This window comes from Saccharopolyspora sp. 7B (assembly GCF_020177435.1).
Lineage (GTDB): Bacteria > Actinomycetota > Actinomycetes > Mycobacteriales > Pseudonocardiaceae > Saccharopolyspora_C > Saccharopolyspora_C gregorii.
The window spans coordinates 23794-35457 of record NZ_JAIUKC010000125.1 but is presented as its reverse complement, the minus strand read 5'-3'; the positions used below and the strand labels follow the sequence as shown (position 1 = coordinate 35457).

The following is an 11664-nucleotide window of genomic DNA, read 5'->3' as shown; positions in this document are numbered from 1 at the left end:
GCAGGGCGCCGAGCACGGCATCTTCCCCGCGGGCCGGGCCGCGTTCAACGGGATGCGGCTGGAGAAGGGCTACCGCGCCGGGGGCGCGGGCGGGGGGGGGGCGCCCCCCCCCCCCGCGGCCCCCCCCACCGGACGATCAGTAGGTGACCGGCTTGATGCGGCGGCGCCGCGCCACCTCGGCCAGCACCACCCCGGCCGCGACGGAGGCGTTCAGCGACTCCACCTGCCCGGCCATCGGGATCGACACCGTCTGGTCGCAGGTCTCCCGCACCAGCCGGGACAGCCCGCGCCCTTCGGAGCCGACGACGACCACCAGCGGGCCGCCGGCGAGCTCCAGCTCGTCGGAGGTGATGTCGGAGTCCGCGTCGAGCCCCACGACCATCAGGCCCTCGTTCTTGAGGTCCTTGAGGGTGCGGGTGAGGTTCACGGCCATCGCCACCGGCAGCTGCGCCGCGGTGCCCGCGCTGGTGCGCCACGCGACGGCGGTCATCCCGGCGCTGCGCCGCTGCGGGAGGATCACGCCGTGCGCGCCGAACGCGGCGGCCGAGCGGATCACCGCGCCCAGGTTCCGCGGGTCGGTGACCCCGTCCAGCGCCACCAGCAGCGGCGGCCGGCCGGAGTCGGCGGCGTGCGCGAGCACGTCGTCCGGGTGCGCGTACTTGAACGGCGGCACCTGCAGCACGAGGCCCTGGTGCATGGCGCCGCCGGTCATCCGGTCCAGCTCGGTGCGGGGCACGTCGATCACCGAGATGCCCCGGTCGGACGCGTTGCGCACCGCGTCCTTGACCCGGTCGTCGGTGTCGATGCCCTGCGCCACGTACAGCCCGGTGGCGGGCACGCCGGCGCGGAGGCATTCGGCGACCGGGTTGCGACCGGCCACCATCTCGGGCAGTTCGCGCTGCTCGCGCTGCCTGCGGTTCTGCTGCTCGGTGCGCGCCTTGGCGGCATCGGCGCGCTTCTTCGCCGGGTGCGGAACCCGGTCCTTGGCCTTGGGGGTGGGGCCCTTGCCTTCGAGGCCCTTGCGGCGCTGGCCGCCGGAGCCCTTCACCATCCCCTTCTTGGTTCCCGGCTTGCGGGTCGCCCCACGGCGCTTGTCGTTGCCTGCCAACGTTCGTTCACCCGTCCTTGAGTGTCCACAACGGACCGTCGGGTGTGTCCTCGACGGCGACGCCGGAAGCCAGCAGCCGGTCCCGCAGCAGGTCGGCGGTGGCGAAGTCGCGCTCCGCCCGAGCCTTCTGCCGCTGCTCCAGCAGGCCGTCGACCAGCTCTGCGAGTGCTCGGCGCGCGGCGTCGTCCGCGCCGGACTCCTCGGCCCACTGCGGGGCGAGGGGGTCCAAGCCGAGCACGTCGGTCATGGTGCGCACCGAGGCCGCCGCGGCGCGCGCGGCCTCGTCGTCACCGGTGTCGAGCGCGGCGTTGCCCTCGCGGATCGTGGTGTGCACCGCGGCCACCGCCTGCGGCGTGGACAGGTCGTCGTCCATCGCCGCGGCGAACTCGGGACGCACGTCCCCGTGCCCCACGCCGCCGGTGCGCTGCGCGACCCGATGCACGAAAGATTCGATGCGCCGGTAGGTGGCGACCGCTTCCTGCAGCGCCTCCTCGGAGAACTCCACCGTCGACCGGTAGTGCGGGGCAACCAGGTAGTAGCGCAGCTCGCACGCGCGGGCCCGCTCCAGCACGGCCGGGATGCTCATGGTGTTGCCGAGCGACTTCGACATCTTCTCGCCGCTCATCGTCACCCAGGCGTTGTGCAGCCAGTAGCGGGCGAACGGGTCCCCCGCGGCGTTCGACTGGGCGAGCTCGTTCTCGTGGTGCGGGAACACCAGGTCCAGGCCGCCGCCGTGGATGTCGAACTCGGCGCCGAGGTAGTAGGTGGCCATCGCCGAGCACTCCAGGTGCCAGCCGGGGCGGCCGTCGCCCCACGGCGTGGGCCAGCTCGGCTCGCCGGGCTTGGCGCCCTTCCACAGCGTGAAGTCGCGCGGGTCGCGCTTGCCCGCGGCGGCGTGCTCGCCCTGCTGCACCTCGTCGAGGCGCTGACCGGACAGCCGCCCGTACTCCGCGGCGAAGGAGCCGACGGAGAAGTACACGTCGCCGCCCGCCGGGTAGGCGTGGTCCTTGTCGATCAGCCGCTGGATCAGCTCGACCATCTGCCCGATGTGCCCGGTGGCCCGGGGCAGCGCGGACGGCGGGAGGCAACCGAGCCGGTCGTAGGCGCTCTCGAAGGCGCGCTCGTGCGTGGCGGCCCACTCCCACCAGGGACGGCCGGCCTCCCCCGCCTTCGCGATGATCTTGTCGTCGATGTCGGTGACGTTGCGGACCAGCCGCACGTCGTACCCGGTGTGCAGCAGCCAGCGGCGCAGCACGTCGAAGTCGAGCCCGCTGCGCACGTGACCGATGTGCGGCACGCCCTGCACCGTCGCCCCACAGACGTAGATCGACGCCACTCCGTCGCAGCGCGGGTGGAATTCGCGCGTCGTGCGGGTCGCGGTGTCATGCAGGTGCAGGCTCACGCCTCGATGGTACGGGGGTCCTCCGATCGTGAACCACGACAGGGGCCTGCTCGTCAAGGCTTCGCGCTGTGCGCTCCGCCGGAGATCCGGTCGCGGTGCTCACGCCCCCGCGGGCGAGGCGGGCAGCACGCCGTGCTCCGCGACCGCCGCGAGCAGGGCGTCCGGCCGCTGCGCGGTGGGCAGCGGTTCCACGATGGACACCGCGCAGCCGATCGCGGCCGCACCGCCGTCGGCCTCCTCGCTGTCACCGATCATGAGCGCTTCGGCCGGTTCGACGCCGAGCCGCTCGCAGGCGCGCAGGAACAGCTTCGGGTCGGGCTTGATCACGCCTTCGACGTAGGACATCAGGTACTCGTCGACCAGGTCGAACACGCCGAGCTTCTCGAACGCCGGGCGGATGTCGAAGGCGATGTTGCTGATCACGCCGATCCCCACGCCCGCGTCGCGCAGCCCGCGCAGCACCTCCGCGGTGTCCGGGTACGGCGTCCAGGACAGCGGGTCCACCAGGCGGGCGTAGAGCGCCTCCGCCTGTTCCGCGGTGCTGACGCCGGAGAGCCGCAGCACCTCGATGTTGGACTTGCGGTGCATCTCCGGGTCGAGGTCGCGCTGGTCCCAGGCCTCCTGGAACTCCGGCTCGAACTCGACGACGCGACCGGTGGGGGCGGTGAGCCTGCGCAGCAGCTCGGTCTGCGCCTCCAGGGTCAGCGGATCACCGCTGCCGTCGGTCAGCCCGGCGAGCCAGGACGCGTCCTGCTCCAGCCGGAACAACGTGCCCGAGTAGTCGAAGAACACCGCGCGCAAGCTCACCCGGCCACCCTACGGGCCGCGCCGCGCCCGCTCCCGCCGCTGCGGCCGATCTCACCACCGGTCGCCGACGCGGCGCACCGCGCCCACCGGCCGCGCAGCCCGGACGTGGCCGAGCACCGCGCGCGGCAGGAGCGGGCCACCCGGATCCGCGCCGCGTGCGACGTCCTGCCGTCCGACGAGGACCGCGCCCAGCCGCCCGGCGCGGTGGCGGCGCCGGCGCGCGAGACCGGCCGGAGCCGCCGGGCCGGGCCGGCTCCCGCTGATCACCCCGCAGGGTTCCACCGGCGCGGCGGCGGTCGAGGTGATCGGGCTCCGATCGAGGTCAGGACGTGCCGGAGGTGAGTCGGTCGGCGGGGATCGGGTCGTCGTGGTGGAGCGGGGCGAGGATGCCGAAGACGCACGAGGCGGTGCTGATCCACAGGATGGCGGCGGCGAGGACGAGCGCGGCGGCGCCACCGGCCGCCCACAGCAGCAGCGAACAGGGCCAAGCGATCACGGGCTGGCCGACCACGGCCCTGCGCACCCAGCGGTTGCGTTCGATCACCATGCGTCGAGCATGACCCGCGGCGGGCGGTACGACCAGGGTGCGAACCCGGACCTTTCCCCGACTTGACCCCCAGGTGGGGAAGATTTAACCGGACGTGCTGGTCAAGCCGCCGGGAAGAGCAATGCGGTGGCGACGGCGGCGATGCCTTCGCCACGGCCGGTGAGCCCGAGCCCGTCGCTGGTCGTGCCGGACACCGACACCGGCGCGCCGAGCACCTCGGAGAGCACCCGCTGGGCTTCCTCGCGGCGCTTGCCGATGCGGGGCGCGTTGCCGATGACCTGCACGGTGGCGTTGCCGACCTGGAACCCGGCGGCGGTGATCCGGTCCACCACCTCGGTGAGCAGTTCCGCACCGTGCGCCCCGGCCCAGCGATCACCGCCGGTGCCGAACACGGCACCCAGGTCGCCGAGCCCCGCCGCGGACAGCAGCGCGTCGCACAGCGCGTGCGCGGCGACGTCCCCGTCGGAGTGGCCGCTGCACCCGTCGACGCCGGGCCACCGCAGGCCGGCGATCCAGCACTCCCGGCCGGCTTCCACGGGGTGCACGTCGACGCCTTGGCCGATCCTCGGCAGCGGTCCGGTCACCGGAGTTCTCCGATCGGTTCGACGGCGAGCACCGACTCGGCGACCGCCAGGTCGAAGGCGGTGGTGATCTTCAGCGCGTTCGGGTGACCGGGCACGGTGCGCACCTCGCCACCGGCCCGCTCCACGAGCCCGGCGTCATCGGTGGCGGCGCCCCCGGCCGCGTCGTAGGCGGCGCGCAGCACGCCGGGCCGGAAGCCCTGCGGGGTCTGCACGCTGCGGAGCGGGGAGCGGTCGACGGTCGCGGTGACCGCACCGGCCTCGTCGACCTGCTTGATGGTGTCGGCGACGGGCAGCACCGGGATCACCGCGGACGCACCGCCGAGCACGGCGTCCACCACGGCACCGATCATGGCGGGCGGGGTGAACGCGCGGGCCGCGTCGTGCACCAGCACCACGTCGGCGTCGGGCACGGCCCGTTCGGTGACCGCGAGCGCGAGGCGGACGGACTCGGTGCGGTCGGCACCACCGGCCACCACGTGCACCGCCGCCGCGTCGAACTCGCCGAGCTCGCGCTCGACCACGTCGATCTGGTCCGGCGGGGCGGCGACGACCACGTGGTGCACGCGCCCGGAGTCCAGCAGACCACCGACCGCGCGCACCAGCAGAGATCGGCCCGCGACCTGGACCAGTGCTTTCGGCATCCCGGCACCGAGGCGCACACCGCGCCCGGCGGCCGGAACGAGGGCCACCACCGTCACGTTGAGCAGAACCCGCCGATCACACGGCCGTGGCGAGAACTTCGTCCAGCAGGGACTCGGCCTTGCCCTCGTCGGTGCCCTCGGCCAGCGCCAATTCGCTGACCAGTATTTGCCTGGCCTTGGCCAACATGCGCTTCTCACCCGCGGACAGGCCACGGTCCTTCTCGCGCCGCCAGAGGTCGCGCACCACTTCGGCCACCTTGTTCACATCGCCGGAGGCGAGCTTCTCCACGTTGGCCTTGTACCGCCGGGACCAGTTAGTCGGTTCCTCGGTGTGCGGGGCGCGCAGCACGTCGAAGACGCGGTCCAGACCCTCTTGACCGACGACGTCCCGAACGCCGACGATCTCGGCGTTGTCAGCGGGAACTCGAACGGTCAAGTCACCTTGCGCGACCTTGAGGACGAGGTATTGCTTCTCCTCGCCCTTGATCACACGGGTCTCGATTGCTTCGATGAGCGCGGCACCGTGATGCGGGTAGACGACGGTCTCTCCGACCTTGAAAACCATGTGTCCTCTGCCCCTTTCGCTGCGCCCAGCTTAGCATGCGCGGCAACCGAGCCTCGACCGGCTCCCGTCCGTCGTCGCAGGTCAGGACGCGATCGGGGGTTGACAAACAGGCTCCGGGCATGCTTCCCGGGGGTCTCCGGCGCCCCCTTTTGATCCACTGTGGACACCTTCCGAACACGGTTCACGACCCCGGACCGGGGGCCGATGTGGGGTCTGCCTACTGGTCCTCCGGAGCGGACCATTAAGCTCCATCGCGGTCGTCCGGCTATCAGGAAGGACACTGCCACCGTGAGCCGCCTTCAGCACCACACCTTCCGCGTGCGGTTGACCTCGGCCGCCCTCGGCCTGGGCGCCGTCCTGGCGCTCGCCGGATGCAGCGCCGGGCAGGTCACCGAGACCGACACGCAGGTCGCCGCCGTCGCGGGCGGCAGCGGGGACGCCGGCGGCATCGGCGTCCGGAACGCGACGCTGTCCTTCCCGGAGACGGGGACCCGCTACGCCAAGGGCGCCTCCGCTCCGCTGGCCGCCGTGCTGATCAACGACGGCGCCGAGGCGGACAAGCTGGTCGAGGCCTCCTCGACCTACGCGGCCTCCGTCGACGTCGCCAAGAACCGCACCCTGCCGTCGCGGTCCGCGCTGCACGCCTACGGCGCGGAGGGCTCCGCGACCCCGGATCAGCAGGAGGTCTCGATCACTCTGAAGGGCCTCACCCAGGACATCACGCCCGGCGTGACCGTCCCGGTGACCTTCGTGTTCGAGAAGGCGGGCCCGCTCACCGTGCAGGTCCCGATCGGGGAGGACTCCACCCCGCGACCGGACACCGGTGGCGAGGAATCGCACCACTGACACCCAGCTCGAACAGCAGCCGGAGGCCGTCCCGTCGGGGGCGGCCTCCGCTGCGTCCGGGGCCTGCTCGCCGGGCGGGCGCCGACACGCGGGCGTGTGTCGGCACGGGTCCCGTCGGGCCCGGCTTATAGCCTCGCCCCGTGCCTACCAAGAACGCCCGTCCCGCCTACCGCTGCGCCGAATGCGGTCACGAGGTCGCGAAGTGGGTCGGCCGCTGCCCGAAGTGCCACGAGTGGAACACCGTGGAGGAGGCGGCCCCGGCGCGGCCCGCGCTGGCGAAGCTGTCCGCGGCCGCCCCGTCCAGCGCGGCCCGCCCCATCGGCGAAGTGGACCTGGACTCGGCGCGGGCCGTCCCGACCGGCATCGCGGAACTGGACCGGGTGCTCGGCGGCGGCATCGTGCCGGGCGCGGTGATGCTGCTCGCCGGTGAGCCCGGGGTGGGCAAGTCGACGCTGCTGCTGGAGGTCGCGCACCGCTGGGCCGCGGCCCGCACCGGCGGCCCCTCGTTGTACATCACGGGCGAGGAGTCGGCCGGTCAGGTGCGGCTGCGCGCGGAGCGGACGAACTCGCTGGACCCGGAGCTGTTCCTGGGCTCGGAGAACGACCTGTCGGCGGTGCTCGGGCACGTGGACGCGATCAAGCCGGGGCTGCTGATCGTGGACTCGGTGCAGACGGTGCAGTCGCCCGACGTGGACGGCACCCCCGGCGGCGTGACGCAGGTGCGCGCCGTGACCTCCGGCCTGGTCGCGCTGGCGAAGGAGCGCGGGCTGCCGGTGGTCCTGGTCGGGCACGTGACGAAGGACGGCGCGGTCGCGGGCCCGCGGGCCCTGGAACACCTGGTGGACGTGGTGCTCAACTTCGAGGGCGACCGGCACTCGGCGCTGCGGATGCTGCGCGGCATCAAGAACCGGTTCGGCCCGGCCGACGAGGTCGGCTGCTTCGAGCAGCGCGACGACGGCATCGCCGAGGTCACCGACCCGTCCGGGCTGTTCCTGAACCGGCAGGAGGCGGCGGTTCCCGGCACCGCGGTCACCGTGATGGTGGAGGGCAAGCGCCCCCTGCTGGCGGAGGTGCAGGCGCTCGTCGCGCCCACCCAGATGCAGATCCCGCGGCGTGCGGTGAGCGGCCTGGACTCGGCCCGGGTGTCGATGACGCTGGCGGTGCTGGACAAGCGCGGCCGGATCCGCACCGGGGAGAAGGAGGTGTTCGCGGCGACGGTCGGCGGCATGAAGGTCACCGAACCCGCCGCGGACCTGGCGGTGGCGCTGGCGGTCGCCTCCTCCGCGCTGGACGTGCCGCTGCCGCCGAACATCGTGGTGATCGGCGAGGTCGGGCTGGCCGGGGAGATCCGCCGGGTCAGCGGGGTCGGCAGGCGGCTCGCGGAGGCCGCGCGGCTCGGCTTCGACCGGGCGCTGGTGCCGCCGGACTCGGGCCGGTTGCCACCGGGCATCCGGGCCACCGAGGTGCCGGACATCAAGACGGCGCTGAAGTCCCTGCGCTCCCGCTGACCATCGGCGCAGCCGCGGACCGCACCGCCGGACGCCGGGCACCAGGCGCCGGGCGGGCAGCAGGCGCCGGACACCGACCCGATCGCACCAGGAGTTCGAGAACAGGCAGCTGAGGGGGGAGTCGTGGCCGATGGTCATCCCGAGTCGTTGCGGACGACGCTGGCGTGGCTGGCGCCGGGGACCGCACTGCGGGACGCGCTGGAACGGATCCTGCGCGGCCGCACCGGGGCGCTGATCGTGCTGGGCCACGACGCGACCGTGGAGTCGATCTGCGACGGCGGCTTCCGGCTGGACGTGGGGTTCAGCGCGACCCGGCTCCGCGAGCTGTCCAAGATGGACGGTGCCGTGGTGCTGTCCACCGACGGGACCCGCATCCTCCGGGCCAACGTGCAGCTGGTCCCGGACCCGACGATCCCCACCGACGAGTCGGGGACCCGGCACCGCACGGCGGAGCGCACCGCCATCCACACCGGCCACCCCGTGGTGTCGGTGAGCCAGTCGATGAGCCTGGTCAGCGTCTACATCCACGGCTACCGGCACGTGCTGTCGGGTTCGCCGGAGATCCTGTCCCGGGCGAACCAGGCGCTGGCCACGCTGGAGCGCTACACGGCGCGGCTGGCGGAGGTGACGCACACCCTGTCCGCGCTGGAGGTGGCGGACGCGGTGACGCTGCGGGACGCGATGACGGTGGTGCAGCGCCTGGAGATGGTGCGCCGCATCTCCGACGAGATCGGCGGCGCGGTCGTCGAGCTGGGCAGCGACGGCCGGTTGATCGAGCTCCAGCTGGACGAGCTGGTCGGCGGCATCGACCTGGACCGGGAGCTGGTGGTGCAGGAGTACCTGCCGACCGCGGGCGGGTTGCCGACGACGGAGCAGGTGGACGCGGCGCTGGCGGAGCTGGACGCGACGGCGCTGCTGGACCTGACGGCGGTGGCGCGGGCGTTCGGCTACCCGGACGGGACGGAGGACCTGGAGCAGCCGCTGCGGCCGCGCGGGTACCGGCTGCTGGCGCGGGTGCCGCGGCTGCCGCCCGCGGTGCGCAGGCAGCTGGTGGCGCACTTCGGGTCCCTGCAGGCGCTGCTGGCCGCGGACGTCCCGCAGCTGTGCGAGGTGGAGTTCATCGGCGAAGCCCGCGCCCGCTCGCTCCGCGCCTCGCTGGGCCGGCTGGCCGAAGCGGGCCGCCACCTCTGATCAGCGGGGACGGCCTCAGCCGGTGATGCGGAAGGGCGCGGGTTCGCTGACCATGCGGTCGAGCCGGGCCCCGACCACGTACGCGCCCGCGGGGGCGGTGTCGCGTTCGGCGGCGCACTGGGCGGGGCTCGCGTCGCGGGTGGAGGCGACGCCGGTCCACCGGATCTCGTTGCGCACGGACTTCCCGGGTTCCAGCAGGGGCTTCTCGTTGGTGGATTCGACGTGGCAGTCGTTGCTGGACCAGAACCTGGTGCCGTTCTCGGTGGACACGACCACTTCGCGGAGCATCCGGTCGGTGTTGCGGACGCAGGCGTGGGAACTGGCGTTGGTGACGATCATGCGGAGTTCGACGGGTTCGCCCGCGGGGAAGCTCGGGCGGGCCGGTTCGGCGGCGATCCGCAGGTCCTGGTCGGCGCACGCGGGCGGTGGCGGCGGGGCCTTCGGCGCGGGCGGTGGTTCGGCCGCGTTCGGGGCGGCCGGTGATGGTGCGGCCTGCGGGACGGGCGCGGACGCGCGCGGGGCCAGGACTCCGGCGAGGACGACGATCCCCCACACCACCAGGGCGGTGACCAGCAGGATCACGCCGACTGCCAGTGCCCGGCGTCGCCAGTACACCTCGCGTGGGAGCGGTCCGATGGGATCCAGCACCGCCCGACAGTAACCCGGTGATCCCGCCGAACGGCCCAATGCCAATGGCCCCGATCAGGTGTATTGGTGCGGTTGATCAGTCGCGTTCTGCAACCCCTTCAGGTGACGCAGGCACGGGCTCGGGGCGGCGCGCGTGCCCCGGTGGAGTGGTGGCAGGATCGAATCCGAGATGACGACGATCGCCTGGGACCCCACCGAACTGACCGACTGGTTCGCCGCCGAGGCCCGCCCGCTGCCGTGGCGCGCGCCGGGTGTCACCGGCTGGGGCGTGCTGGTCAGCGAGACGATGCTGCAGCAGACGCCGGTGAACCGGGTCGCCCCGATCTGGCAGGAGTGGCTGGAGCGCTGGCCGCGCCCGTCCGACCTGGCCGCGGCCACCCAGGCGGAGGTGCTGCGCGCCTGGGGCAAGCTCGGCTACCCGCGGCGAGCGCTGCGGCTGCACCAGGCCGCGGCCGCGATCGCCGCCGACCACGGCGACGTCGTTCCGTCCGATGTGGACACCTTGCTGGCGCTGCCGGGCATCGGCGCTTACACGGCGCGCGCCGTGGCCGCGTTCGCCTACGGCAGGCGGGCCCCGGTGGTGGACACCAACGTGCGCCGGGTGGTGGCGCGCGCGGTGCACGGCGCGGGCGATGCCGGCCCGCCGTCGACGAAGCGGGACCTGGCGGACGTGGACGCGCTGCTGCCGTCCGACGACGCGAGCGCGGCCCGGCTCTCGGCGGCGCTGATGGAGCTGGGGCAGGTCGTGTGCACGGTCCGCTCCCCCGCCTGCGAGCGCTGCCCGATCGCGGCGGACTGCGCGTGGCAGCACGCGGGTCGCCCGGCCTACACGGGGCCGCCGAAGAAGGTGCAGAAGTTCGCGGGCACGGACCGCCAGGTGCGCGGCAAGCTGCTGGACGTGCTGCGCGGCACGGAGGGCCCGGTGCCGCGCGCCGCGCTCGACGCGGTGTGGCAGGACGCGGGCCAGCGGGACCGCTGCCTGGATTCGCTGCTGGTGGACGGGTTGCTGGAGCAGACCGACGACGGTCGCTTCGCCCTCCCCGGCGAGCACTGAGCGACCGGCCGGGCCTCCCGGCGACGACGGCCCGGAGGGCGGAACCGATGGCGCAGGCGCTGACCGTGTTCTTCGACGACGCGACCGAGCGGCGGTTGCGGGCGCTGCGCGAGAACGCGGCCGCGGCGCGGGTTCCGGTGCTGGACGGCCGCCCGGGCGTGGTGCTGGCGTCGGCGAGCTCGATCCCGGCCGCCGCCCGCGCGGCGCTGCGCGCCGAGCTGCGGTCGCTGTTCCTGCCGGACCTGTGGTTCTCCACGCTGGGCACGTTCCCGGGCGAGGACGCGGTGCTGCTGCTGACGGCGGTGGTGGACGCGGAGCTGCTGGCGGTGCACTCGGCGGTGCACGACGTGCTGGCGGGCCGGGTGTCGAACCCGTCGGCGTACCACTTCCCCGGGGCCTGGATCCCGCACTGCGCGCTGACCCCGGCGCTGGGCGGCGCGGAGCTCACCGCGGGGTTCGACGCGCTGCGCTCGGCGGAACCGGTGCGGGCGGCCGTCGCCGAGGTCGCGGTGCTGGATTCCCGCGACGGCACCGCGGACGTGCTCGTCGCGCGCTGAGCACCGGGCGCTCGATCAGCGGTGCCCCCGATCCGCCTCTCCGAGCGCCGGTCGATGCCCGCCGAGCGCGGAGCACGGCCCGCGCCCCGGCCCCGGAACGGGTGATCCGCGGCCGTCCGAGCGCCCGCCCACGGACTCGCGGAACCCCGCCCACCAGCGAAGTCGATCCCTCCACTGTGGACTACGAGGGGTGCTCGCCCGAGTTG

General features: G+C 73.7%; 13 protein-coding genes. 5 read left to right on the top strand and 8 right to left on the bottom strand.

What is annotated here, in order from left to right; translation table 11 throughout:
- Nucleotides 1–136: 136 nt before the first annotated feature.
- From rlmB to LCD33_RS19775, 7 genes are all read right to left on the bottom strand, one after another.
- Nucleotides 137–1108, bottom strand: coding sequence for a 23S rRNA (guanosine(2251)-2'-O)-methyltransferase RlmB (gene rlmB, locus LCD33_RS19805; RefSeq protein WP_224959522.1), 972 nt, complete (start codon nucleotides 1106–1108; stop codon nucleotides 137–139).
- Nucleotides 1109–1115: 7 nt separating this feature from the next.
- Entirely contained in the window at nucleotides 1116–2510 is a 1395-nt protein-coding gene (gene cysS, locus LCD33_RS19800) for a cysteine--tRNA ligase (RefSeq protein ID WP_224959520.1), read from the bottom strand.
- A gap of 99 nt (nucleotides 2511–2609) precedes the next feature.
- Entirely contained in the window at nucleotides 2610–3317 is a 708-nt protein-coding gene (locus LCD33_RS19795; protein ID WP_224959518.1) for an HAD family hydrolase, read from the bottom strand.
- A 322-nt stretch (nucleotides 3318–3639) separates the two neighbouring features.
- Nucleotides 3640–3864 carry a hypothetical protein gene (locus LCD33_RS19790; RefSeq protein ID WP_224959514.1) on the bottom strand — a complete coding sequence of 75 codons (225 nt, stop codon included), beginning with the start codon at nucleotides 3862–3864 and terminating at the stop codon, nucleotides 3640–3642.
- A gap of 101 nt (nucleotides 3865–3965) precedes the next feature.
- Nucleotides 3966–4448: a 2-C-methyl-D-erythritol 2,4-cyclodiphosphate synthase gene (gene ispF / locus LCD33_RS19785; RefSeq protein WP_224959512.1), complete on the bottom strand. Its 483-nt coding sequence runs from the start codon at nucleotides 4446–4448 to the stop codon at nucleotides 3966–3968.
- Nucleotides 4445–5146 carry a 2-C-methyl-D-erythritol 4-phosphate cytidylyltransferase gene (ispD, locus tag LCD33_RS19780; protein WP_224967460.1) on the bottom strand — a complete coding sequence of 234 codons (702 nt, stop codon included), beginning with the start codon at nucleotides 5144–5146 and terminating at the stop codon, nucleotides 4445–4447. Before ispD ends, ispF begins: the two co-directional genes overlap by 4 nt.
- Before the next feature lie 19 nt (nucleotides 5147–5165).
- Complete coding sequence (locus LCD33_RS19775) at nucleotides 5166–5654, bottom strand: CarD family transcriptional regulator (RefSeq protein ID WP_184483481.1); 489 nt, start codon at nucleotides 5652–5654, stop codon at nucleotides 5166–5168.
- A gap of 288 nt (nucleotides 5655–5942) precedes the next feature.
- On the opposite strand from LCD33_RS19775, the gene LCD33_RS19770 reads away from it, so the two are divergent.
- The 3 genes from LCD33_RS19770 (at nucleotide 5943) to disA (ending at nucleotide 9199) form a co-directional block, all read left to right on the top strand.
- A complete protein-coding gene (locus LCD33_RS19770) occupies nucleotides 5943–6500 on the top strand; it encodes a copper chaperone PCu(A)C (RefSeq protein WP_224959508.1) in 558 nt (185 codons plus the stop codon).
- 140 nt (nucleotides 6501–6640) lie between these two features.
- On the top strand, nucleotides 6641–8008 hold the full coding sequence (radA, locus tag LCD33_RS19765) for a DNA repair protein RadA (RefSeq protein WP_224959506.1): 1368 nt from the start codon (nucleotides 6641–6643) through the stop codon (nucleotides 8006–8008).
- Nucleotides 8009–8131: 123 nt separating this feature from the next.
- A complete protein-coding gene (gene disA / locus LCD33_RS19760; RefSeq protein ID WP_224959504.1) occupies nucleotides 8132–9199 on the top strand; it encodes a DNA integrity scanning diadenylate cyclase DisA in 1068 nt (355 codons plus the stop codon).
- A 15-nt stretch (nucleotides 9200–9214) separates the two neighbouring features.
- On the opposite strand, the gene LCD33_RS19755 is transcribed toward disA, so the two are convergent.
- Entirely contained in the window at nucleotides 9215–9847 is a 633-nt protein-coding gene (locus LCD33_RS19755) for a hypothetical protein (RefSeq protein WP_224959502.1), read from the bottom strand.
- 169 nt (nucleotides 9848–10016) lie between these two features.
- Between LCD33_RS19755 and LCD33_RS19750 the strand changes: the two genes are divergently transcribed.
- Both LCD33_RS19750 and LCD33_RS19745 read left to right on the top strand, forming a co-directional pair.
- Nucleotides 10017–10901 (top strand): A/G-specific adenine glycosylase, encoded by an 885-nt coding sequence (locus tag LCD33_RS19750; RefSeq protein ID WP_224959500.1) that lies wholly within the window; start codon nucleotides 10017–10019, stop codon nucleotides 10899–10901.
- A 47-nt stretch (nucleotides 10902–10948) separates the two neighbouring features.
- Nucleotides 10949–11458, top strand: coding sequence for a 2'-5' RNA ligase family protein (locus LCD33_RS19745; protein ID WP_224959498.1), 510 nt, complete (start codon nucleotides 10949–10951; stop codon nucleotides 11456–11458).
- Nucleotides 11459–11664: the final 206 nt, after the last annotated feature.

Excerpts from the sequence above, each read along its gene's own strand:
- LCD33_RS19790 (WP_224959514.1), bottom strand. The coding sequence starts at position 3,864 with ATGGTGATCGAACGCAACCGCTGGGTGCGCAGGGCCGTGGTCGGCCAG.
- LCD33_RS19775 (WP_184483481.1), bottom strand. The coding sequence starts at position 5,654 with ATGGTTTTCAAGGTCGGAGAGACCGTCGTCTACCCGCATCACGGTGCC.
- LCD33_RS19750 (WP_224959500.1), top strand. The coding sequence starts at position 10,017 with ATGACGACGATCGCCTGGGACCCCACCGAACTGACCGACTGGTTCGCC.
- LCD33_RS19745 (WP_224959498.1), top strand. The coding sequence starts at position 10,949 with ATGGCGCAGGCGCTGACCGTGTTCTTCGACGACGCGACCGAGCGGCGG.